The sequence below is a fragment of the uncultured Allobosea sp. genome (assembly GCF_945957345.1).
Classification (GTDB): domain Bacteria; phylum Pseudomonadota; class Alphaproteobacteria; order Rhizobiales; family Beijerinckiaceae; genus Allobosea.
Window position 1 is genome coordinate 1 of the sequence record NZ_CAMFKW010000031.1, and the last position, 23,221, is coordinate 23,221.

The 23,221-nt window shown below is 64.7% G+C and carries 22 protein-coding genes; 11 read left to right on the forward strand and 11 right to left on the reverse strand.

Features of this window, described 5'->3' with window-relative positions; genetic code table 11:
- Together Q0Q36_RS15835 and Q0Q36_RS15840 are read left to right on the forward strand one after the other, a co-directional pair.
- Positions 1–1,245: deoxycytidylate deaminase (locus Q0Q36_RS15835; RefSeq protein WP_293799204.1), on the forward strand; the 1,245-nt coding region annotated here is incomplete at its 5' end.
- Positions 1,245–1,757 (forward strand): hypothetical protein, encoded by a 513-nt coding sequence (locus Q0Q36_RS15840; RefSeq protein ID WP_293799205.1) that lies wholly within the window; start codon positions 1,245–1,247, stop codon positions 1,755–1,757. The genes Q0Q36_RS15835 and Q0Q36_RS15840, both read left to right, overlap by 1 nt.
- Positions 1,758–1,896: 139 nt before the next feature.
- On the opposite strand, the gene Q0Q36_RS15845 is transcribed toward Q0Q36_RS15840, so the two are convergent.
- On the reverse strand, positions 1,897–2,394 hold the full coding sequence (locus Q0Q36_RS15845; RefSeq protein ID WP_293799206.1) for a GNAT family N-acetyltransferase: 498 nt from the start codon (positions 2,392–2,394) through the stop codon (positions 1,897–1,899).
- A gap of 682 nt (positions 2,395–3,076) precedes the next feature.
- Between Q0Q36_RS15845 and Q0Q36_RS15850 the strand changes: the two genes are divergently transcribed.
- The gene (locus Q0Q36_RS15850; protein WP_293799208.1) at positions 3,077–3,409 is read left to right on the forward strand and encodes a hypothetical protein; all 333 of its coding nucleotides are present in this window, start codon (positions 3,077–3,079) and stop codon (positions 3,407–3,409) included.
- A gap of 175 nt (positions 3,410–3,584) precedes the next feature.
- On the opposite strand, the gene Q0Q36_RS15855 is transcribed toward Q0Q36_RS15850, so the two are convergent.
- The 5 genes from Q0Q36_RS15855 to Q0Q36_RS15875 form a co-directional block, all read right to left on the reverse strand.
- Positions 3,585–4,034 (reverse strand): NUDIX hydrolase, encoded by a 450-nt coding sequence (locus Q0Q36_RS15855; RefSeq protein ID WP_293799209.1) that lies wholly within the window; start codon positions 4,032–4,034, stop codon positions 3,585–3,587.
- 120 nt (positions 4,035–4,154) lie between these two features.
- A complete protein-coding gene (nhaA, locus tag Q0Q36_RS15860; protein WP_293799210.1) occupies positions 4,155–5,366 on the reverse strand; it encodes a Na+/H+ antiporter NhaA in 1,212 nt (403 codons plus the stop codon).
- 83 nt (positions 5,367–5,449) lie between these two features.
- Positions 5,450–5,836: a cytochrome c family protein gene (locus Q0Q36_RS15865; protein WP_293799212.1), complete on the reverse strand. Its 387-nt coding sequence runs from the start codon at positions 5,834–5,836 to the stop codon at positions 5,450–5,452.
- 90 nt (positions 5,837–5,926) lie between these two features.
- A complete protein-coding gene (locus Q0Q36_RS15870; protein WP_293799214.1) occupies positions 5,927–6,742 on the reverse strand; it encodes an alpha/beta fold hydrolase in 816 nt (271 codons plus the stop codon).
- A 301-nt stretch (positions 6,743–7,043) separates the two neighbouring features.
- Positions 7,044–7,751: a GntR family transcriptional regulator gene (locus tag Q0Q36_RS15875; RefSeq protein ID WP_265057700.1), complete on the reverse strand. Its 708-nt coding sequence runs from the start codon at positions 7,749–7,751 to the stop codon at positions 7,044–7,046.
- A 244-nt stretch (positions 7,752–7,995) separates the two neighbouring features.
- Here Q0Q36_RS15875 and Q0Q36_RS15880 point away from each other — a divergent pair, with 244 nt between their 5' ends.
- The 7 genes from Q0Q36_RS15880 (at position 7,996) to Q0Q36_RS15910 (ending at position 16,384) form a co-directional block, all read left to right on the forward strand.
- Positions 7,996–9,564: an ABC transporter substrate-binding protein gene (locus Q0Q36_RS15880; protein WP_293799215.1), complete on the forward strand. Its 1,569-nt coding sequence runs from the start codon at positions 7,996–7,998 to the stop codon at positions 9,562–9,564.
- Between the two features lie 188 nt (positions 9,565–9,752).
- Complete coding sequence (locus tag Q0Q36_RS15885; RefSeq protein WP_293799216.1) at positions 9,753–10,745, forward strand: ABC transporter permease; 993 nt, start codon at positions 9,753–9,755, stop codon at positions 10,743–10,745.
- Positions 10,735–11,670: an ABC transporter permease gene (locus tag Q0Q36_RS15890; RefSeq protein WP_265057703.1), complete on the forward strand. Its 936-nt coding sequence runs from the start codon at positions 10,735–10,737 to the stop codon at positions 11,668–11,670. The genes Q0Q36_RS15885 and Q0Q36_RS15890 overlap by 11 nt, the downstream gene beginning before the upstream one ends.
- A 32-nt stretch (positions 11,671–11,702) precedes the next feature.
- Positions 11,703–12,899, forward strand: a complete 1,197-nt coding sequence (locus Q0Q36_RS15895) for an amidohydrolase family protein (RefSeq protein ID WP_293799217.1) — start codon at positions 11,703–11,705, stop codon at positions 12,897–12,899.
- 38 nt (positions 12,900–12,937) lie between these two features.
- Positions 12,938–14,401, forward strand: coding sequence for an amidohydrolase family protein (locus Q0Q36_RS15900; RefSeq protein WP_293799277.1), 1,464 nt, complete (start codon positions 12,938–12,940; stop codon positions 14,399–14,401).
- Entirely contained in the window at positions 14,398–15,387 is a 990-nt protein-coding gene (locus Q0Q36_RS15905) for an ABC transporter ATP-binding protein (protein WP_293799218.1), read from the forward strand. The genes Q0Q36_RS15900 and Q0Q36_RS15905 overlap by 4 nt, the downstream gene beginning before the upstream one ends.
- Positions 15,380–16,384: an ABC transporter ATP-binding protein gene (locus Q0Q36_RS15910; RefSeq protein WP_293799219.1), complete on the forward strand. Its 1,005-nt coding sequence runs from the start codon at positions 15,380–15,382 to the stop codon at positions 16,382–16,384. The genes Q0Q36_RS15905 and Q0Q36_RS15910 overlap by 8 nt, the downstream gene beginning before the upstream one ends.
- 125 nt (positions 16,385–16,509) lie before the next feature.
- On the opposite strand, the gene Q0Q36_RS15915 is transcribed toward Q0Q36_RS15910, so the two are convergent.
- Positions 16,510–16,941 carry an OsmC family protein gene (locus Q0Q36_RS15915; protein WP_293799220.1) on the reverse strand — a complete coding sequence of 144 codons (432 nt, stop codon included), beginning with the start codon at positions 16,939–16,941 and terminating at the stop codon, positions 16,510–16,512.
- A 159-nt stretch (positions 16,942–17,100) separates the two neighbouring features.
- Here Q0Q36_RS15915 and Q0Q36_RS15920 point away from each other — a divergent pair, with 159 nt between their 5' ends.
- A complete protein-coding gene (locus Q0Q36_RS15920; RefSeq protein WP_293799221.1) occupies positions 17,101–17,397 on the forward strand; it encodes an antibiotic biosynthesis monooxygenase in 297 nt (98 codons plus the stop codon).
- 94 nt (positions 17,398–17,491) lie between these two features.
- Here Q0Q36_RS15920 and Q0Q36_RS15925 read toward each other — a convergent pair whose 3' ends face one another.
- The 4 genes from Q0Q36_RS15925 to fdhF form a co-directional block, all read right to left on the reverse strand.
- Positions 17,492–19,150, reverse strand: coding sequence for an OFA family MFS transporter (locus tag Q0Q36_RS15925; RefSeq protein WP_293799223.1), 1,659 nt, complete (start codon positions 19,148–19,150; stop codon positions 17,492–17,494).
- Between the two features lie 95 nt (positions 19,151–19,245).
- Positions 19,246–19,503, reverse strand: coding sequence for a formate dehydrogenase subunit delta (locus Q0Q36_RS15930; RefSeq protein WP_293799225.1), 258 nt, complete (start codon positions 19,501–19,503; stop codon positions 19,246–19,248).
- Positions 19,500–20,342 (reverse strand): formate dehydrogenase accessory sulfurtransferase FdhD, encoded by an 843-nt coding sequence (gene fdhD, locus Q0Q36_RS15935; RefSeq protein WP_293799227.1) that lies wholly within the window; start codon positions 20,340–20,342, stop codon positions 19,500–19,502. Before fdhD ends, Q0Q36_RS15930 begins: the two co-directional genes overlap by 4 nt.
- Positions 20,329–23,211, reverse strand: coding sequence for a formate dehydrogenase subunit alpha (fdhF, locus tag Q0Q36_RS15940; RefSeq protein ID WP_293799228.1), 2,883 nt, complete (start codon positions 23,209–23,211; stop codon positions 20,329–20,331). Before fdhF ends, fdhD begins: the two co-directional genes overlap by 14 nt.
- Positions 23,212–23,221: the final 10 nt, after the last annotated feature.

The window sequence follows — 23,221 nt, forward strand, 5'->3', positions numbered from 1 at the left end:
GCGCCGGCACAAACGCAGGCGCTCCACTGGATGGTTTTCTCACCGCCGTGCACAGAGATTGATGGGAAGCCAAGAGCTTACATTATTGACGCGCTTCGACACCCGGCAGAAGTGAAGCTTTTAAGAAAATTATATCAAGATGCTTTCTTTTTGGTGGGTGTCGTTTGCGATCCAGATGTAAGGGAAGCTAGGTTAATCAACGAGCTTTACGAATTTTCGGAAAGAGGTCAGACAGCCACAAAAGACGCTGTAGTCTCTTTCATGGAGAGGGACGCTGATGCACCCGAGAAACACGGGCAGCACGTTCTTGACACATTTCATGAGGCTGATTTTTTCGTAGATAATTCTGAGAACTCTTCTGGAGGAGCTCAGAATACACATATGAACGAATCTTTGAGGAGGTTTGTGGATTTAATTATATCTGATCGTGTTATTCGTCCCAGCGTTTCTGAGACTGCAATGTATCACGCACATGCGGCAAAACTTCAGAGCGCCTGTCTTTCTCGTCAAGTCGGCGCTGCACTTATTGACGATGGTGGCAATATTATCGCCGCCGGAACAAATGAGGTCCCTAAAGCTGGGGGTGGGGTCTATGGCGAAGTTGACGATCTGTCCGGCGATGATGAGCGGTGTGTGTTTAGGGCAAGCAAATATTGCAGTAACAATAGAGAGCAAAATGATATTATAACCGATCTTTTTGATAAGTTTCCATCCATGCTGGATGGGAAGACGAGGGAAGACGCATTCGCTGCGGTTCGAAGCACTAAAATCGGTGGTCTCATCGAGTTTAGTCGAGCGGTTCACGCTGAGATGGATGCTATTATATCTGCTGGGCGTATTGGGGTTTCGACTGTAGGTTCTCGGCTCTATGTTAGTACGTTTCCGTGCCATTATTGTGCGCGACACATAGTAACGGCTGGTGTTTTTGAGGTTCATTATATCGAGCCATATCCTAAAAGCCGCGCGTTGGCCCTTCATTCAGATTCCATAACTGTTGATCGTAAGGAGTATGAGGATATAAATCAGAAGTCTAACGAGAAAAAAATTGGAAAAAGGAAGGTTTTATTTACTCCATTTGTTGGAGTTTCGCCCCGAATGTATGCGGTAATGTTTCTGAAGGATCGCGATTATAAAAATAAACTTACGGGAGAATATTTCCTTGGCAAGCCGGACTGGGGTGGTCAGGCCGAGGTTTTTCAGGTACACTACTCAGAGTTGGAAGAACAATTGGCGGCGGTCGAGTAATGGGGCGAGAATCTATTGGTATAGTAGATTTTTCTACTACATTTAACGACCGAGATCTTGATTCTGCTGAAGCTTTGCCTCAGCAGCTTTCGTTGTTCGACTGCTTTCCGCAGAAGGTTGTGACTTTTATGTCGATGCATGAAATGCATGGATCGACTTTTTTTCGTGTTCTCGACCAGGCTGATCGACCAATTATTATCGATATTCGTGGTTATCCTTTTTTTGATATGGGCGGTGTGAGGCGAGATATAGTATCGTCTTATTTTGCCAGAAATAATTATCCGTATAAACATGCTCCGATTAGCATGATTAGAGGAAATGATAGTAGGGATAGGTGGAATATGAGAAGTAAGGTTGTAGATATATTTAAGGATATGGATAGATTTTTTGATATCGAAAGTAAATTTGCTTTGATGCTGGTTGATAATTTTGAAGATGCGCTCATGATGATCAGTTATGCAAAAAGTATAGACTCAATTTCTAGGGATTATCGATTTTCTGTTGTGCGTTAATTTCTCTGATCTAGAGAAGGGTAAGGATTTCCACGACCGCCCCTTCCGCTCTAGCTTACGCCTTGCGCGATTTCGATCGCTTCCTGCTCGATGCGCGGTGAAGATCGGAGCGGTTCGGGAGCCTTTGGCTGGTCTGCCCTCAACCCCCGTCGAAAGCCGCGTGGTAGCGCACCGTGCCGGCCGGTAGCGCTGCGCCGAAACCGAGGCGCATGAAGTACTCCTGCGGCACGCCCTCCAGCACCAGCGCGGGATCGTTGGCGAAGCCGAAGCGGCCGTAATAGGCGGGGTTGCCGAGCAGGACGCAGCCGGCGGCGCCCATTTCGCGCAGGCGCCGCAGGCCCTCGCGGATCAGGCCCGAGCCGATGCCGCCGCGCTGCCGGCCCGGCTTCACCGAGACCGGCCCGAGCCCGAACCAATCGCATTCCGCCCCGTCGATCGTCACCGGCGAGAAGGCGACATGGCCGACGATCTCTCCATCTTCGACGGCGACGAGCGAGAGCGTCAGTGCTCCGGCCGCGCGCAGGCCGTCGACGATCGCCGCTTCGGTACCGCTGCTATGCGGCGCCGTCGCGAAAGCCTCCGTGGTCAAGGCGCGGATTGCATCGGTATCGGCGGGCTGTTCGGGTCGGATCGACATGCTGTCTCCTCTGGCGACGTTATGCCATGCCGATGTCCCGGCGGGGAGCTGCATGGGATCTGCCGTCATGCTCGGGCTTGTCCCGAGCATCCACGTCTGGATACGCCTTGGATGCGCGAAGACGTGGATGGTCGCCACAAGGGCGACCATGACGGGCAGCGCTCCCTCAGCGAAAACTTATCCCCGCCTCTTCAACCACGCCTATCCTGGGCTCACCTCACCCCGAGGGGCGGCCATCCGGAGGCATGCTGCATGGCGGGGTGGGGGCGGCGCCCTGCGGCCGGGTTTGCACCCCGGACTCGGGAGGCTGCGGGAACCGCCCTGGGGGTACTATGGCCCCTGCGCGAGGAGCCTCGCTAGGAGAGGCGGCGCGGCGGTGGCAAGGCGGCAGGCTCGCGACGACCCGTTGAGGGAAGCTGGCGCGTCCTGTCCGTCCGCGATCGACGCTCCGCCCAACGGAAGCGCGGCCCGCAGCTTTCAAGAACGCCGACAAGCGGAGCGCCACGGGGCGTGCGGATGGTGGCTCAATCCATCCGCGCCGCATCCTGGCTCAACGGAAGCGGCCGATACCCCGCGCCTCGCGGCGCTCCGCTGCCCCTCGTCATCCACCAACGCCCGCGCGCGAGCCGGGCGGTCGAACACCCATGAGCTTTCACGCAGGCGCGCGATGCAGGAGCGGATCATGGCGAGGCTGAACTGGCAGACGCCGGAGCAGGCGCAGTGGCAGGCGGATTACGAGGCCCGGCGGGCCCGGCAATATCGCAGCCTGGTGGACCGGCTGGAGATCTGGGCGTTCTGCCCGCGCAAGGGCTGCCAGCGGCAGAACAGCTGCGGCAACGAGCGGCCGTCGCTCTGTCTGAGCGCCTTCTTCGTGACGATGCCCGAAGATCTCAAGCAATATGTCCGGCTCGTGATCACCGCCCGGAGCGCCGGCGCGAGCCCCGCCGACGCCGATCGGATCGCCTGCGAGCGCATGATCGCTGTCGACGGCTGCACGCCCTTCGACGGGCTCTGATACGCGGGCGCTGAGAGTGTTCTGGAAACCTCCACAGCCCTCATCCTGAGGAGCCATTTCGTCAGAAATGGCGTCTCGAAGGAGGTTCCAGGAGGCTCGGATGCCCACTGGAATATCCTTCGAGACGCCGCTATCGCGGCTCCTCAGGATGAGGGCTGTGTTTCCACGCGGTCGCTCAGGCCGCGACGGCGAGCTGCGTGTCGAGCTTGCGGATGGCGGTGCTGAGCTCGGGCTCGTCGACGAGATCGGCGGCATCGGCGAGCTTGAACCAGTGCAGGTCGCGCTGGTGCTGCTCGGCCCAGCTGTCGAGCTGCCTCTCGACCTCGAGCAGGTAGAGCTTCACCTCGCAGAGCGCGAAATGGTCGCTCATCCGCTTCCAGTAGGTGTAGCGCCCGGCCGGCTTCTCGCTGACGCGGCCGACGACGCCGGCCTCCTCATAGGCCTCGCGCGCGGCGGCGTCGCGGTCCTTGACGCCCTTCATCGGCCAGCCCTTGGGCACGATCCAGCGGCGCGTGGTGCGCGAGGTCACGAGCAGGATCTCGGTCGAGCCGTCGGCGGCCTGGCGGATCGGCATGGCGGCGATCTGCGACCGCTTCTCCCCCGGTTTCCGCTTGGCCTTCTTCATCGCCGCTGAACGCTCCTGTTCCCCTGCACATTCGTCCGGACTCGAATCACAGATGTTCGCCGGAGCGAATAAATATTGCATCGATTTGCCGAAATGGAAGAGGCGTTCCGCGGAATCGCATCAGGTCTTCGTTTCGCGCATGCCTTGGTTGTGGACATCTTCCGGTTGCGCGAGCCGCAGCAGCAGCCAGCCACCGATGCCGGAGAGCAATGAGCCGGCGAGCACGCCGATCTTGGTCTGGTCCTGCAGCGCCTCCGAGGCGGGGAAGGCGAGCAGCCCGATGAACAGGCTCATGGTGAAGCCGATGCCGCAGAGCAGGGCGATGCCGTAGAACTGCGTCCAGGAGGCTTTCGCAGGGAGGTCGGCGAGCCCGGCGCGGATCGCGAGCCAGCCGAAGCCGAAGACGCCGATCTGCTTGCCGAGGAACAGCCCGAGCATGATGCCGAGCGGCACGGACTGGCCGAGCGTCGCGAGGCCTAGCCCGGCGAAGGAGACGCCGGCATTGGCGAAGCCGAAGATCGGGATGATCAGGAAGGCGACATAGGGGTGCAGGCCGTGCTCCAGCCGGTGCAGCGGCGAGGAAGCGCTGTCGGGCTTGGCGGGCGAGGGCGTGAGCGGGATTGTCAGTGCCAGAGCGACGCCGGCCAAGGTGGCATGCACGCCGGATTTCAGCGTGAAGTACCAGAGCGCCGCGCCCAGCAGCAGATAGGGCGCAAGCCTGGCCACGCCGAGCCGATTGAGTGCGACGAGCGCGGCGAGCGTCGCGGCGGCAAGGCCGAGACACAGGCCGGAAAGCTCGGCGGTGTAGAAGATCGCGATGATGATCACCGCGCCGAGATCGTCGAGGATGGCCAGCGCCGTGAGGAAGATCTTGAGCGAGGCCGGCACGCGCGAACCCAGCAGCGAGAGCACGCCGAGCGCGAAGGCGATGTCGGTGGCGGCGGGGATCGCCCAGCCGCGCAAGGTCTCCGGCGAGCCGAGATTGAAGCCGACATAGACCAGCGCCGGCGCGATCATGCCGCCGAGCGCAGCGAAACCGGGCAGCACGCGGCGGCTCCAGCTCGAGAGCTGGCCGTCGAGCATCTCGCGCTTGATCTCGAGGCCGACGAGCAGGAAGAACACCGCCATCAGCGCGTCGTTGATCCAGTGCAGGACCGAAAGCCCGAGCACATAGCTCTTGAGAAGGCCGAAATAGAGCGGTGCCGCCGGCGAGTTGGCGACGAGGAGGGCGAGCGCCGCGACGACCATCAGGACGATGCCGCCCGCCGCTTCGCCGTGCAGGAAGTCCCGCAAGGCGGAAAGGGGTTTCGTCCGGGTCGCGGGCGCGGCCATCAAGCTCTCCTTCGTCGATCAGACGCAAAGAGATACGACAGGCCGCCGCCGAGGACCAAGTTTGCCGGTGACGCAGCCCGGATTCAGAGCTTCTTGCCGTCCTTGTCGAACTGCTTGAGGAAGGCGGTCAGGTCCTTGATCTCCTTCTCGCCCTTGATACCGGCGAAGATCATCTTGGTGCCCGGGATCTTGGCCTTGGGGTCCTTGATGTACTCGGCGAAGGTCGCCTCGTCCCAGGTCAGGCCGGAGCCCTTGTTGGCGGCCGAGTAGCTATAGCCCTCGACGGCGCCGGAATGCCGGCCGATCAAGCCGTTGAGCTCGGGCCCGACGAGATTGCGCGCGCCCTCGCCGATCTGGTGGCAGGCACGGCATTTGGCGAAGGAGCGCTCGCCCGCGGCGGCGTCCTGCGCCGCGGCCGGCTGCGCGAGGAGGGGAAGGAGGAGGACAAGGCCGGAGAGAATGGCTCGCATGATCACGTCTTTCGACTTGGAGGCATTCTCAGCTTAGCGTCGAGTCGCATGGCGATGGCATGAGCCATTTCGCCGCGCCGGCGAGCTCTTTCAGAGTTCGCCGATCCATTCCGCCACGGTCGCGGTGAAGGCGTCCGGCCGCGAGATCGGGAAGAGATGTCCGCCGGTTTCCATGATCGCGCGGCGGCAGCCGGGCAGGGCGGCGGCGAGCGCCTCCTGGTGGTAGACGGGTACGACCATGTCGTCGCGCGTACCGAGGATCAGCACCGGCATCATCAGCGAGTCGATATCGGCCGTGCCATCGAAGGCGAGCAGGGCGTCGAGGCGCTCGCGGGCGATCGTCCGGGCATGCTCGCTCACCGGCGCGGCCTCGATCGCGGCGTCGTAGATGTGCCAGTTGGCTTCGATCCAGCGCGGCTGGTAGCCGCTGAGCACCGAGGTCGCGGCATAGGCATGGGGGTCGCAGCCGAGGATGGCGCGCCGCGCACCGAAGACGGCGTTGAGATAGCGGCCGGATTTCAGCCAACTCGCGCTCAGGATCAGGCCGTCGAGCCGGCCGGGCGCGAGTTTGGCGATCGCCTGCGCGATACAGCCGCCGGTCGAGTGGCCGAGCACGACAGCCCGTGAGACGCCGGCCGCGTCGAGCACCGCGAGGCTGTCCTGCGCCAGCGTTTCGATGGTGCAGGGCGCTTCGCCGCGCGTGCTGGCGCCGATGCCGCGCTGGTCGAAGCGGATGACCTCGAAGGAGCGCGAGAGCGTCGCGGCGATGTCGCTCCAGAAGGCGGCGCTGCCGCTCAGCCCGCTGACGAGCAGCAGCGGCTGGCCGTGCCCTTCCTTGAAGGCGTGCAGCGTGGCGCCGTCCGGCGTCTCGATCTTGAAATCGACGATGTCAGTAGTAGCCGTCATGCATCACCTTGCGGATGGAGATGCCGAATGCCGTGCTGCCGGCGCGTGATCCCGCACATGGCCCCATCCTCCCTTACATTGGGTCGCCCACCCGATCGTTCGGTCTTGATGTGGCCGATCTGATTGCTTCGTGGCAGGATGGCGCATCGGCACCGCCCTCGCCATGGTCTGAGCGCAGGGGGAGCAATGTTCTTGACGCAGATCAAATAGACCAAAGACTAATTGGCCTGCGTCTGGTGCATGTCTTTGCGTGCCGTTTGGCTGGCCGTCCCGCTATCGTCTTGTGCGGTCACGCAGGTTGTCAGGACGGGTTGAGGCCTTCGCTGAGGGCATAAGGCGCGAGCACGTCGCGGATGTCGCGTTCCACGCGCGGGGTCAGCAGCGCGCGGGTGACCACGGCCCGCAGATGGTGGTCCATGAGGTCGGCGGCGCGGGCGGCGTCGCCGGCACGCAGCGCGTCGATCAGCTGGCGATGTTCGGAGACGGCGCATTCGCTCGAATGCGGGCGTCCATAGATCGCCAGGATCAGCGAGCAGCGCGAGGAAGCCTCCTGCACATAGCGCAGCAGCAGCGCATTGCCGGTCATCTTGGCGAGCTTGATGTGGAATTCGCCGGACAGGCGGATCGATTCCGGCCCGTCCTGCTCATGCGCCTTCTCCTCCTGGCGGACATGGGCTTCCAGCTCCGTGAGCTGGGCGGAGGTGATGCGCCCGGCCAGGCTTTCGGCGACGAGCCGCTCGAGGCCGCGTCGGACCTCGAACACGTCGCGCGCCTCTTCCAGTGTCGGATAGGCCACCGAAGCACCGCGATTGGGCTTGAGCTCGACGAGGCCCTCGACGGCCAGTCGTCCGAAGGCTTCGCGGACCAGGGTGCGACTGACGCCGAGTTGTTCGCCGATCGAATCCTCGGGCAGCTTCATGCCCGGCTTCAGGGCCTGTTCGATGATGGCGCGTCGCAGCGCCCGATAGACGGATTCGGCGCGCAGAACCGGGGCTCGCTTCTCACCCATCGTGGCTTTCCCTCGTGCAGGGACGGTGTTGTCCGGAGGTGTCAATGTCACGATAGCGGTCTCCGCGCCAGTTTCCCCTTGTGTTCAATAATCGCATACAATACGATTGTTATATCGTATGCAAGTATGCCTTATAATCGCACACGAAAGTGGCGCGCAAAGCGCCAGGTGCATAACGGGACGGCAAAAAGCGATCGAGACTCGGCGAGGCCCGCAGGCGCGCCAGCGAAAAGGGGAGAAGTCGATGAAGAAAGCCTGGTTGCTGGCGGCCGTTGCCGCCTTTGCGCTTACGGGCGCGGCGGAAGCCAAGACGCTGAAATGGGGCGCGCCACGCGAGATCGCTTCGCTCGATCCCTATTCTTACGGCGAGACCTTCACGCTTTCGGTTCTGAACCATGTCTATGAAGGGCTGGTGCGCTATACCGGCGACCTCAAGATCGAGCCGGCGCTGGCGGAATCCTGGGAGACGGTCTCGCCGACGGTATGGCGCTTCCATCTGCGCAAGGGCGTCAAGTTCCACAATGGCGATACGTTCTCTGCTGACGACGTCATCGCGTCGTTCGCGCGTGTCTCAGACCCGGATTCGCCGCTGAAGGGCAACCTGCCGGCCTACAAATCCTCGAAGAAGATCGACGACTACACCGTCGAAGTCGAGGTCGACGGCCCCTATCCGCTGCTGCTCAACGATCTGACCAACATCTTTATCTTCGACAAGAAGTGGCTGGAGGCGAACAACGCTCTCAAGCCGACCGATTTCGGCAAGGGCATTACCGGCTATCCGACCGATCACACCAACGGCACCGGCCCCTTCATCATCGAGAGCCGCCAGCCCGACGCCAAGACGGTTTTCGTCAAGAATCCGAATTGGTGGGACAAGCCGCAGCACAATATCGACCGCATCGAGTTCGTGCCGATCACTTCGGCAGCGACCCGCGTCGCGGCGATGCTGTCGGGTGAGATCGACTTCACCAATGTCGCGCCGCTGCAGGACCTGCCGCGCCTGAAGGCCTCGCCTGAGGTCAAGGTGTTGCAGACCAACGAGCTGCGCTCGGTGTTCTTCGCCTTCAACATGACGGACAAGCTCATCGAGAGCGACGTCAAGGACAAGAACCCCTTCAAGGACCTTCGTGTCCGCGAGGCGCTCTATCGCGCCATCGACATCGATGCGGTGCAGAAGCGCGCCATGCGCGGCCTCTCGCGCAATACCGGCGCGCTCGTCGCCCCGGCGATCCCCGGCTACGATCCGTCGCAGGACGAGCGTCCGCCCTTCGATCTGCCGGGCGCCAAGAAGTTGCTCGCCGATGCCGGCTATCCCAACGGTTTCTCCTTCCAGCTGAACTGCCAGAGCGATGCGCTGGTCAATGAGGAGGAGTTCTGCCAGGCGGTCGCCTCGATGTGGTCGCGGGCTGGCTTGAAGCCCAATCTCAGCATGGCGCCGCGCAGCCAGCAGGGGCCGAAGCGCACCCGCGGCGAATATGATGTGGAATCCTTCGGCTGGGCCAACGAGCCGATGATCGACGCCTATTCCCTGCTCGTGCAGGTCATTCACACCAAGAGCGGCACGGGCGGCGTCTTCAACACGGGCGGCTGGGGCAATGCCAAGATGGACGCGCTGATCGACAAGGCCGGCGTCGAATTCGATACGGGCAAGCGTATCGAGCTGATGAAGCAGGTGCTGAAGATGGCGAAGGATGACCACATGTTCATCCCGCTGCATCAGCAGCCGATGGCCTGGGCGATGCGGACGAGCGTCGAGAACGTGGTGCAGGCCTCCGACAACAAGCCGCGCCTCTGGCTGACCAAGCTGAAGTGAGGCTGAGGCGGATGCCATCATTCCGGGGCGCTGCACGGCAGCGAGCCCGGAATCCATGAACGCAAGTGGTGCCGCCGCAGTGATGGCGGCACCGTTTCATGGATTGCGGCGGCATTCATGGCTTCCGGGCTCTTCGCTGCGCGAGGCCCCGGAATGGTGTCAAGATTTTCGAGACCGGAGAGCACCCTATGCCGGCCTTTCTCCTCAAGCGTCTTCTGAACGCTGCGGGCGTCATGCTCGCCGTGGCGTTCCTGGCCTTCCTCTGCTTCCGCTTCGTCGGCGATCCCGTCGATCTGATGCTGAACGAGCAGGCTAGCCAGCAGCAGCGCGACGAGCTGCGGACCCGCCTGGGCCTCGACAAGGGCTTCGTGCTGCAGTTCGCGACCTTCGTGAAAAACGCCGCGCAAGGTGATTTCGGCATCTCCTATCGCAATCAGAAGGACGTCTTCTCGCTGATCTCGGACCGCTTCCCGGCGACTTTCGAGCTCGTGCTGGTCGCGACCTTCCTGTCGCTCTTCGTCGGCATCCCGCTCGGGGTCTACACCGCGATCCGACGAGAAAGCCTGCCAGCCAAGGCCTTGCAGTTCATTTCGGTGCTGGGTGTCTCCCTGCCCAGCTTCGCGCTCGGCATCCTCTTCATCCTGGTCTTCTCGGTGACGCTGCAATGGCTGCCGGCCTTCGGCCGCGGCGAGGTCGTGCAGATCGGCTGGTGGAGCACGGGCCTGCTCACCGCGTCGGGCCGCAAGGCGCTGATCCTGCCCGGCATCACGCTCTCGCTCTTCCAGATCACGCTGGTGATGCGCCTCGTCCGCGCCGAGATGCTGGAGACGATGCGGACCGACTTCATCCGTTTCGCCCGGGCGCGCGGGCTGCCGTCCCGTGCAGTCCATTTCGGCCATGCGCTGCGCAACTGCCTGATGCCGGTCATCACCGTCACCGGCTTGCAAATCGGCAATCTGATCGCCTTCGCGCTGGTCACCGAGACGGTGTTCCAGTGGCCGGGCATGGGCATGCTCTTCGTCCAGGCGGTGACCTTCGTCGATATCCCGGTGATGGCGGCCTATCTGATCGTCGTTTCCTTCATCTTCGTTACGCTCAACACGCTGGTCGACCTGACCTATGCCTGGGTCGATCCGCGCCTGCGCGAGGACGCGCTGACGGGAGGCGCAAATGCCCGCTGACACCGTGAAAACCCCCGGCCGCCTGCGCCGCTTCCTCGACAGCGACATCGGCTGGAGCTTCTGCCACACGCCGGTGGCCTGGCTCTCGGCGCTGGTGCTGGTGCTGCTTGTCCTGACCGCGCTCTTCGCCCCGCTGATCGCGCCGCAGAACCCCTTCGATCTCAGCCAGATCTTCATCGACAAGGCCGAGATTCCGCCGATCTGGCAGGAGGGCGGCGAATGGCCCTTCCTGCTCGGCACCGATCCGCAGGGGCGCGACGTGCTCTCGGCCATCCTCTACGGCTCGCGCGTCTCGCTGATCATCGGCTCCGCGGCGGTGATGGTCTCGATGCTGGTCGGCGTCTCGATCGGCCTCTGCGCCGGCTTCTATGGCGGGCGCGTCGACAACCTCCTGATGCGCGTCGGCGATACCGTGCTCTCGATCCCGACGCTGCTGATGGCGATCCTGGTCTCGGCGATCTTCCGCGAGATGCTGCCGCCGGCTCTGCGCGAGCCCTTCTCCGCCGTGGTGCTGGTGCTCTCGATCGCGCTGACGAGCTGGGTCCAGTACGCCCGCACCGTGCGCGCGCTGACCATGGTCGAGCGCCGCAAGGAATATGTGCTGGCCGCCCGCATCATCAAGGTGCCGGCGACGCGGATCATGGGCCGCCACATCCTGCCCAACACGATGACGCCGGTGCTGGTTTCCGCGACGCTGAGTCTCGGCCTCGCCATCCTCTCGGAGGCGACGCTCTCCTTCCTCGGCGTCGGCATGCCGATCACCCAGCCCTCGCTCGGCACGCTGATCCGCATCGGCAACCAGTACCTGTTCTCCGGCTCCTGGTGGCTCGTCGTCTTCCCCTCGCTCCAGCTCGGTCTGATCGTGCTCTCGGTCAATCTGCTCGGCGACTGGCTGCGCGACGCGCTGAACCCGAAGCTGCGCTGACCATCATAAGAAACCACGAGGATACGCCTGCGATGACTGCCTCTCTCCTCATCCGCAATGTCAGGCCGAATGCCGGGCCGGCACTCGACATCCTGATCGAGAACGGCCGCATCAGCCGGATGGCGAAGGACATCGCCGCTCCTGCCGGCGTGACGGTCGAGGATGGCCGCGGCGACATCGCCATCCCCGGTCTGGTCGAGGCCCACGCCCATCTCGACAAGAGCCTCTGGGGCATGGCCTGGTACGTCAACGAGGTCGGCCCGAAGCTGCTCGACAAGATCGACAACGAGCGCGAGAGCAAGAAGCGCCTCGATCTCGATCCGGCCCGCCAGTCGGCGCGCCAGACCGTCCAGTCCTCGACGATGGGCTCGACCCATACCCGCAGCCATGCCGATGTCGACACCGAGCTCGGGCTCTGGGGCGTCGAGGGCATCATGAAGACCCGCGAGGACTACGCGGACATCATGGACATCGAGCTCGTCGCCTTCCCGCAATCGGGCCTGCTGCGCCGTCCGGGCACGCTGGAATTGATGCATGAGGCGATGAAGGCCGGCTGTGAGATCGTCGGCGGCCTCGATCCCTGCGCCATCGACCGCGACCCCAAGGGCCATCTCGATGCGATCTTCGGGCTGTGCCAGACCTATGGCCGCCCGCTCGACATCCACCTGCACGAGCCCGGCGAGATGGGCCTGTTCTCGCTCGACCTGATCATAGAGCGCACCCGCGCGCTCGGCATGAAGGGCAAGGTCACCGTCAGCCACGCCTTCTGCCTGGGCACCGCGCCGGAACTGGTCGATCCCGTGATCCCGCAGCTCGCCGAGCTCGATATCGCGATCATGACCACGGCGCCGGCCCGCAACACCGCGCCGGCCGTCAAGAAACTGCTCGATGCCGGCATCCGCGTCTGCTCGGGCTCGGACGGCATCCGCGACACCTGGGGCCCCTATGGCAATGCCGACATGGTCGAGCGCGCCATGTTCATCGGCCTGCGCAACAATTTCCGCCGCGACGACGAGGTCGAGCTGGGCTTGCACGTCTGCACCACCGGCGGCGCCCAGGTGATGGAGATCGCCGATTACGGCCTCGCCGAGGGCAAGATCGCCGATCTCGTCATCATGCCCGGCCAGAGCCTGACGGATATCGTCGTGACCCGTTCGCCCAAGCGCCGCGTGATCAAGCGCGGCAAGATCGTCGCCCGTGACGGCGTTTCCGTGAGGACTGCCCCGTGAGCCTGCAAGCCAAGAAGCGGCCCGAAGGCCGCATCCTGATGACCGCGCGCTGGGTCGTCGGACACAAGGACGGCCGCCATCGCCTCTACGAGAACGGCGAAGTGGTGTTCGAGAACGGCGAGGTCGTCTTCGTCGGCCATGGTTTCCCGGGCGAAGTCGCCCGTCGCATCGATTACGGCCATGCCCTGATCGGGCCGGGCTTCGTCGATTGCGACGCGCTCTCCGACCTCGACACCACCATCCTCGGCTATGACAACCAGCCGGCCTGGAAGAAGGGCCGCGTCTGGCCGCGCAGCTATCTCGAGGCCGGCCCTTACGAGATGTATACGCGCGAGGAACTGGCCTTCCAGAAGCGCTATGCCTTCTCCCAATTGATCCGCAACGGCATCACCACCGCGCTGCCGATCGCCTCGCTGTTCTACCGCGCCTGGGGCGAGACGGTGCAGGAATTCGAGGATGCGGCCGAAGCGGCTGCCGATCTCGGCATGCGCGCCTATCTCGGCCCGGCCTATCGCACCGGCAATCAGGTCGTCGAGAGCGACGGCCGCGTCGTCACCTATTACGAGGAGGAGCGCGGCCTCGCCGAACTCGACGCGGCCATCGACTTCGCGAAGCGCCATGAGGGCGAAGCCGGCGGGCTGATCCGCGCCATGTTCGCGCCGGACCGCATCGAGACCTCGACGGCCGAGTTGCTGCGCCGCACGTCCGCCGCCTCGCGCGAGCTCGACATTCCCGTCCGGCTCCATTGCTGCCAGTCGAAGATCGAGTACGACCTCGTCCTCGCCCAGCACGGCATGAGCCCGCCGGAATGGCTGGAGAGCCTCGGCTTCCTCAACGAGCGCTGCCTGCTGCCGCATGGCACCGTCGTCTCCGGCAGCCGCCTGATCGACCGTCCCGGCCGCGATCTCGAGATCATCCGCGATTCCGGCGCGAGCATCGTGCATTGCCCGCTCGTCTCGGGCCGGCACGGCAACAGCATCAACCATTTCGGCAGCTATCGCGCCATGGGCCTGAACATCGCCATGGGCACCGATACCGCCCCGCCGGACATGGTGATGAACATGCAGACCGGCATGATCCTCTCCCGCACCATGGCCGGCAATGTCGGCGCCGTGCGCTCCGAGGATTACTACGACGCCGCGACCATCGGTGGCGCGGATGCGCTGCAGCGTCCCGATCTTGGCCGCCTCCAGCCGGGTTCGCGCGCCGACATCACCGTCTTCGAGTTCGACCGGCCGCATAGTGGGCAGGTCATCGACCCCATCCAGACGATGATGCTGACCGGCCATGGCCGCGATTTCGCGACGGTGGTGATCGACGGCCGCTTCGTCATGGAGAACCGGGCGATCCCCGGCCAGGACGAGGCCGCCGACAATGCCCGCGCCCAGAAGCAGTTCGAGGGCGTGATGGCGCGCTATCCCGAGCGCACGCTCGGCCACCCGCCGATGAGCGAGATATTCTCGTCGAGCTACGCGATCGAACGCAGCGAGGCCTCTGCATGAACGCCCCCGCCGCCCAGCCTCTCCTGTCCGTCCGCGACCTGCGCATCGTCTTCGATGGCCGCCACGGCCCGTTGACCGCGCTGGACGGCGTGTCCTTCGACATCGCGCCGGGCGAGATCCTCGGCATGGTCGGCGAGTCCGGAGCGGGCAAGTCCCTGACCGGCACGGCGGTGATCGGCCTGCTCGATCCGCCGGGCCGCATCGCCGGCGGCGAGATCCATCTCGCCGGCCAGCGCATCGACAACCTCCCGGCGGAAGCGATGCGCAAGCTGCGCGGCCGGCGCATCGGCGCGATCTTCCAGGACCCGCTGACCTCGCTGCACCCCCTGCTCAAGGTCGGCGACCAGCTCGTCGAGACCATCCTGACCCATCTGCCGGTCAGCCGGGCGGAGGCGCGCAAGCGTGCGCTCGATCTGCTCAAGGAGGTCGGCATTCCCGCCGCCGAGACGCGGATCGACCATTTCCCGCACCAGTTCTCCGGCGGCATGCGCCAGCGCGTCGTCATCGCGCTCGCGCTCTGCGCCGAGCCCTCGCTGATCATCGCCGACGAGCCGACGACCGCGCTCGACGTCTCGATCCAGGCGCAGATCACCACCTTGCTGAAGCGGCTCTGCCGCGAGCACGGCACGGCGATCATGCTGGTCACCCACGACATGGGCGTCATCGCCGAGACCGCCGATCGGGTTGCGGTGATGTATGCCGGCCGCATCGTCGAGATTGGCCCGGCCGAGGGGGTGACGCGTCGGCCGAGCCATCCCTATACGGCCGGCCTGATGGCCTCGATCCCGAGCGTCCATGCCCGTCACGAGCACCTCAACCAGATCGACGGTGCCATGCCGCGCCTCAACGCCATCCCGCCGGGCTGCGCCTTCAACCCGCGCTGCGGCAAGGCGGAGGCCTTCTGCCGCGAGCACAAGCCCGGCCTGCCTCTGGCCGGGCATGCTGCCGCCTGCCATTTCCCCCTGAAGGAGGCGGTCCATGCTTGACCAGGCAGCGACGCTCGCCTCGGCCCGGGTCGCCGGCGACGACATAATCCTCGATGTCGCCGCGGCCTGCTGCCGCTTCGACGTTTCGGCGCCGGCCCTGTCGCGGCTGTTTTCGCATGAGCCGCGGCGCATCCTGCGCGCGGTCGAGAACGTCTCCTTGACGGTCCGGCGCGGCACCACCTTCAGCATCGTCGGCGAGTCCGGCTGCGGAAAATCGACGCTCGCCCGCATGGTCGTCGGCCTCCAGCGCCCGACCGAGGGCAAGCTGAGTTTCCGCGACATCCGTCGCGCTGACGGCACGATCGGTCCGCCGCGCGTGCAGATGATCTTCCAGGACCCCTATGCCTCGCTCAATCCGCGCTGGCGTGTCGGCGACATCATCGCCGAGCCGATCCGCGAGCTGAAGCTCAGGTCGGACGAGGCGGCGGTCCAGCAGCGCGTCGGCGATCTGCTGGAAGTGGTCGGCCTGTCGCGCACCGATGCGAGCCGCTATCCGCACGCCTTCTCCGGCGGCCAGCGCCAGCGCATCTCGATTGCGCGTGCGCTTGCGACCGAGGCCGATTTCCTCGTCTGCGACGAGCCGACCTCGGCGCTCGACGTTTCCGTGCAGGCGCAGATCCTCAACCTGATGGTCCGGCTGCAGAAGGAATTCGGGCTGACCTATCTTTTCATCAGCCACAATCTCTCGGTCGTCCGGCACATGTCGGACGATCTTGCGATCATGTATCTCGGCCGTTTCGTCGAAGCGGGCCCGGCCGAGCAGGTCTTCACCCGGCCGCAGCACCCCTATACGCGCCTGCTGCTCGACACGATCCCCGATGTCGAGCAGCCGAACCGGGAGCGCCGGCCGATGTCGGGCGAGGTGCCCAGCCCGATCAGCCCGCCTGCCGGCTGCACCTTCAACCCGCGCTGTGCGCAGGCCGCCGACCGCTGCCGCGTCGAGCGACCGGAGCTGCGGCAATTGGGCGGTGTCGAGGTGTCCTGCCACTTCGCCTGAGGCGAATGGCCCGCTCCGTCATGGTCGGGCCTGTCCCGACCATCCACGGCTTCCCTGGCCGAAGGCGGTGTTCAAGACGTGGATGCTCGCCACAAGGGCGAGCATGACGGTGTGGACCGTGGCTCTCAGTCGATCAGCGTCGCTTCCAGTGTGATCGGCGCTTTGAACAGCTTGGAGACCGGGCAGCCGGCCTTGGCCTTACCGGCCAGCGACTCGAAGGTCGCCTGGTCGGCGCCGGGCACCTTGCCTCTGAGCGTCAGGTGGATCGCGGTGATCGCGTAGCCGTCGTCGAGCTTGTCGAGCGTCACCCGCGCCGTGGTGTCGAGCGCATCGGCCTTGAGATTGGCCTCGCCGAGGATCAGCGAAAGCGCCATCGTGAAGCAGGCGGCATGCGCAGCGCCGATCAGCTCCTCGGGATTGCTGCCGGGCTTGCCCTCGAAACGGCTGGCGAAGCCGTAGGGGTAGGCATCGAGCGCCTTGGTCTCGGTCGAGATCGTGCCCTTGCCGTCCTTGATGCCGCCTTCCCAATGGGCCGCGCCGGTCTTGTTGATCGCCATGATCTGTCTCCCGTTCTGGTTTCGGAGGGCTATCCTGCTTCCGGAAAGCTACCTTTTGACAACGGCCCAGCGCCTGCCGGGTTCATCGGCATATGAGCGCGACGAGGACAGGAACGTTGAATTGCCGTAAGGTCATCGTTCCGAACGCTGGAGGCTGCCATGACTGCATTCAATGCCGTTCGTTTCAAGGTGAAGCCGGGGATGGAGGCCGCTTTCCTCGATGCCCACCGCAATGTCGCCGCTGACTGGGCTGGCCTGCGGCATGCGAACATCATCGCGGCCGGCGAGGGGCGCTACTGCATCATCGCGGAATGGGAGAGCATGGACGCGATCGCGGCGGCGCGGCCGCAGATGATCGCCACGCTCAACGGCTTCCGCCACACGCTCGATGATCTCGGCGGCGGGCTCGGCGTCACCGACCCGATCGCGGGTACAGTTGCGTTGTCGCTGAAATAGAGCCCGCTGCTCCGTAAGACCGAACGCTTCGCTGCAAGAGAAAGGCCCGCACCGATCGCTCGATGCAGGCCCTCTGATCGTCTGATGTCGCTGCTTAGCGGAACAGCGCCAGCGACTTCGACAGCGTGATCCAGACGCCCCAGGCGATCGGCAGGCCGACCACGGCCCAGGCGAGGAGAGCCGTGCCGTCGAAGCCGCCCTTGCCGATGCCGTAGGAGCCGTAATGAGTGGTCGCGCTGGCATTGGCAGTCCGGGCCTGAAGCGCGGCGACCTCGGCATCCTTCATGAACCATTTGGCCGCGACGGGGCGGACCAGCAGGTTGCAGAGGAAACCGAGCACCAGCATGCCGGCGAGGATGTACATGGTGCGGTCATAGACCTGCGCGCGCGGCACGCCGGCATTGATCTGCGCCTCGCGGATATAGTTCACCACGACAGGGCCGATGATGCCGGCGGTCGACCACGCCGTCAGCAGGCGGCCATGGATGGCGCCGACGAACTGCGTGCCGAACATGTCGGCGAGATAGGCCGGCACCGTCGCGAAGCCGCCGCCATACATCGACAGGATGATGCAGAAGAAGCCGACGAACAGCGCGAGCGAACCGGCATGCGCCGCCCAGGGCGAGAGCGCGTAGAGCAGGATGCCGAGCCCGAAGAAGGTGGCATAGGTCAGCTTGCGGCCGAGCTTGTCCGAGAGCGAGGCCCAGAAGAAGCGGCCCGCGATGTTGAACAGCGAGAGCAGGCCGACGAAGGCCGCCGCGATCGTGGCGATCTGCGTCTTCTGCCCGGCGTCGAGCGCGGAGAAACCGATCTCCGGCTTGCCGATCAGCGAGCCCGCGAAGATCTCCTGCAGCATCGGCGAGGCCATGCCGAGCACGCCGATGCCGGCCGAGACGTTCAGCGTCAGCACCGACCAGATCAGCCAGAACTGCGGCGTCTTGTGCGCGTTCTTCAGGTGGACATGGCCGGAGGTGATCATGGCGTTCTGGGTCGCGGGCGGCGTCCAGCCTTCGGGGCGCCAGTTCGCCGGCGGCACGCGATAGCCGAAGGTGCCGGCCATCATGAAGACGAAATAGATCGCAGCCATCGCGACGAAGGTCTGCCAGACGCCGACCGAGGCGGGCGTCTTGAAAGTGTTCATCAGCATGTCCGCCAGCGGCGAGCCGATCATCGCACCGCCGCCGAAGCCCATGATCGCCATGCCGGTCGCCATGCCGCGCCGGTCCGGGAACCATTTCACCAGGGTCGAGACCGGGGAGATGTAGCCGAGGCCGAGCCCGATGCCGCCGATCACGCCGGAGCCCAGCCACATCAGCCAGAGCTGGTGCGTGTAGACGCCGAGCGCCGAGATCAGCAGGCCGCCGCACCAGCACAGTGTCGAGACGAAGGCCGCCCTGCGCGGGCCGACGCGCTCCAGCCAGCCGCCCCAGATCGCGGCCGAGGAGCCGAGCAGCACGAAGAACAGCGTGTACATCCAGCCGAGATCGGCGACCTTCCAGTCGCAGGCGGTGGTGAACAGCGAGCCGACCAGGCCGATATCCGCTGCGCAGGCGACGGGCTTGGTGATGCCGATCGCCTGGCTCAGCGGCAGCCAGAACACCGAGAAGCCATAGGCCATGCCGATGCACAGATGGATGCAGAGCGCGGCCGGCGGCACGAGCCAGCGGTTGAAGCCTGCCTTGGCGATGGTCCTTTCGCGGTCGAGCAGCCCGATGCCGCCTCCGACCTGTCCGACATCCTGTGCGACACTCATTCCCCGGTTCCTTTCCCCATGGCTTCGCCGTTCGGGCCGGGTAGGCTCCCGGCTCGTTGTCATCTCTTGCCGCCGGCAAAACCGGCGTCGGGCTGCTAACCTCCGCGCCCCGGCCTGATCTGCGGCAGCGCGTGCCTCAACAGGGGCGTGAGGTCCTCCGGCCGGTCGGCGAAGGCGGCGAGGAAGTCCCCGCGCATGCGTCCGGTCCAGAACTGGTTGATGTGGTCGGCGACGGAGTGCGCAGCCTCCGCCTCCGGATAGGCCTTGAAGAAATCGGCGATCTGCCCGGCCATGCGCCGGAGCTTCTCGACGTTTTCGGCGTGGTGATCGGTGGTCAGCCCAGCCTCCGTCATCGGGCGATCGTCTCGGTTTCCGGCGCGAGCGCACCGGTGAAGACGATGCAGCCGTCGCGGCGCGCCACAGCGGCAAGAGTCAGGCCGAGATGCTTCGCCCGCTCGATCGCGAGCGAGGTCGGCGCCGAGATCGCGACCAGCGTGCCGGCGCCGAAGATCGCGGCCTTCTCGACCATCTCGAAGGAGGCGCGGCTGGTGACGAGCAGGAAGCCTTCGCCGGCATCCGCCCCGGCGCGTAAGCGGGCCCCGATCAGCTTGTCGAGCGCGTTGTGGCGGCCGACATCCTCGCGCACGGCCAGGATCGCGCCCGAGGCATCGCACCAGGCGGCGCCATGGACGGCGCGGGTGAGCTGGTTCAGCGGCTGGTGCTTGTCGAGCGCTACGAGAGCAGTCTCGATCGCGGCGGCTGATACGGCGCGGGAGGCCCGCGTCGCTGCATCGGCCATCGGGATTTCCTCGATCGTCTCGACGCCGCAGAGCCCGCAGGAGGTGCGGCCCGAGAGATTGCGCCGGCGCGCCAGATGTTCGCGGAAGCGGCCGGGCGCGAGCTCGACGGTGACGATGACGCCCTCGTCCTTCGGCTCGACGGCGATGCCGCGGATCTCGTCCGCGCCGCGCACGATGCCTTCGGTCAGGCTGAATCCGGTGACGAAATCCTCAAGGTCGGACGGGCTCGCCATCATCACCGCATAGGGCATGTTGCCGTAGACGATGTTGATCGGCGTCTCGACCGCGACCTCGATCTCGCGCACATCCTCCTGCGCTGTGCCGAAGCGCAGCGGCTGAGCCGTGACGGCGGCCGAGGCCGGCGGCTGGGCTTCGCGGTTATTCGGCGGCATCAGGCAGGCGCTCCGCGATCCGGCGCAAGGTCACGTCCTCCTCGAAATTCTTCTCCTGCCAGGCGGAATACGCGTTGGTGCGCCGGACCTCAACGGCGGTCACCTTGTATTCCGGGCAGTTCGTCGCCCAGTCCGAATAGTCGGTGGTGATGACGTTGGCGCCGGTCTTGGCATGGTGGAAGGTCGTATAGACCACGCCCGGCTGCATGCGCTCGGAAATCACCGCCCGGAGCGCGATATCGCCCGAGCGACTGGCGAGCGCGACGAGATCGCCGTCGCGGATGCCGCGGCTCTCGGCGTCGAAAGCGTGGATCTCCAGCACGTCCTCGTCATGCCAGGCGCCGTTCTCGGTGCGCCGGGTCTGCGCGCCGACATTGTATTGCGAGAGGATGCGCCCGGTGGTGAGGAGCAGCGGGAAGCGTGGCCCCGTCCGTTCGTCGGTCGGGACGTATTCGGTAATCATGAATTTGCCCTTGCCGCGCACGAAGCGATCGACATGCATCAAGGGCGTGCCGGTCGGGGCTTTGTCGTTGCAGGGCCACTGCACCGAGCCGAGCTTGTCGAGCTTGTCATAGGAGACGCCGGCGAAGCTCGGCGTCAGCCGCGCGATCTCGTCCATGATCTCGCTAGGATGGCCGTATGCCATCTCGTAGCCGAGGGCGCGGGCCAGATCGATCGTGACCTGCCATTCGTCCTTGCCGGCGAGCGGCGCCATCACCTGCCGCACGCGGTTGATGCGCCGCTCGGCATTGGTGAAGGTGCCGTCCTTCTCCAGGAACGAGGCGCCCGGCAGGAAGACATGGGCGTATTTCGCCGTCTCGTTCAGGAAGATGTCCTGGATGACGACACATTCCATCGAGGCGAGGCCCGCCGTGACATGCTTGGTGTTCGGGTCGGACTGGGCGATGTCCTCGCCCTGGACATAGAGGCCCTTGAACGTGCCCTCGACCGCCTCGTCCAGCATATTGGTGATGCGCAGGCCCTGCTCGGCATCGAGCGGCACGCCCCATAGCATCTCGAAGACTTGCCGGGTCGAATCGTCGGAGACGTGGCGATAGCCGGAGAACTCGTGCGGGAAGGAGCCCATGTCGCAGGAGCCCTGGACATTGTTCTGCCCGCGCAGCGGATTGATGCCGACGCCGTCGCGCCCGATATTGCCGGTCGCCATGGCGAGATTGGCCATCGCCATCACCGTGGTCGAGCCCTGGCTGTGCTCGGTGACGCCGAGCCCGTAATAGATCGCGCCATTGCCGCCGGTGGCATAGAGCCGCGCCGCGGCGCGCACATCGGCTGCGGACACGCCGGTATACTGCTCGCTCATCTCCGGCGAGTTCTCCTCGCGGGCGACGAAGCGAGCCCAGTGCTCGAAATCACCGAGATCGCAGCGCTCACGCACATAGGCTTCGTCGATCAGCCCTTCGGTGACGACGACATGGCTGAGCGCATTGAGCAGCGCGACATTGGTGCCGGGGCGCAGCGGCAGGTGGTAATCCGCCTTGATATGCGGCGACTGCACCATGTCGATCCGGCGGGGGTCGGCGACGATCAGGCGGGCGCCCTCGCGGATGCGCTTCTTCATCCGCGAGGCGAAGACCGGGTGTCCGTCGGTCGGGTTGGCGCCGATGACGAGGATGACGTCGGATTTGGCGACCGACTTGAAATCCTGCGTGCCGGCCGAGGTGCCGAGCGTCGTCTTCAGCCCGTAGCCGGTCGGCGAATGGCAGACGCGGGCGCAGGTATCGACATTGTTGTTGCGGAAGGCGGCGCGCACCAGCTTCTGGACGAGGAAGACCTCTTCGTTGGTGCAGCGCGACGAGGTGATGGCGCCGACCGATTCACGACCGTACTTGGCCTGGATGCGCTTGAACTCGCTGGCGGCGTAATCGATCGCCTCTTCCCAGGAGACCTCGCGCCAGGGGTCCGTGATCTTCGCTCGGATCATCGGCTTGGTCATGCGGTCGGTGTGGGTCGCATAGCCCCAGGCGAAGCGGCCCTTCACGCAGCTATGGCCCTCGTTCGCCTTGCCGTCCTTGAAAGGCACCATACGGATGACGCGGTCGCCCTGCATCTCCGCCTTGAACGAGCAGCCGACGCCGCAATAGGCACAGGTCGTGACCACCGAATGCTCGGGCTGGCCATGCTCGATGACCTTGTTCTCCATCAGCGTAGCGGTCGGGCAGGCCTGTACGCAGGCGCCGCAGGAGACGCATTCGGACCCGAGGAAATCGGTCGGCCCCGCCGCGACGCGCGAGTCGAAGCCGCGCCCCGTGATCGTCAATGCGAAGGTGCCCTGCACCTCCTCGCAGGCGCGTACGCAGCGATTGCAGACGATGCATTTCGAGGGGTCGTAGGTGAAATACGGGTTCGACGTATCCTTGGCGAGCCAGTTCTCGTTGGCAAGCCCGTCTGACCCCTTGGCGAAGACGTGGTTCTCGCCCTCGTAGCCGTAGCGCACCTCGCGAAGGCCGACCGCGCCGGCCATGTCCTGCAATTCGCAATCGCCATTGGCCGAGCAGGTCAGGCAGTCCAGCGGGTGGTCGGAGATATAGAGCTCCATCACGCCCTTGCGCAGGCCGGAGAGATTCTCCGACTGGGTGCGCACAATCATTCCGTCTTCTGCCGGAGTCGTGCATGACGCGGGCGTGCCGCGCCGCCCCTCGATCTCGACGAGGCAGAGCCGGCAGGAGCCGAAGGGTTCGAGCGAGTCGGTGGCGCAGAGCTTGGGGATCTTGGTTCCCAGGCTCATCGCGGCCGCCATCACGGAAGTGCCGGTCGGCACCGTGACGCTCTGGCCATCGATGGTCAGCGTCACCGTCTTCTCGGAAAGCCGGATCGGCGTGCCGTAGTCGATTTCCTTGATCAGGGCCATCTCAGCCTCC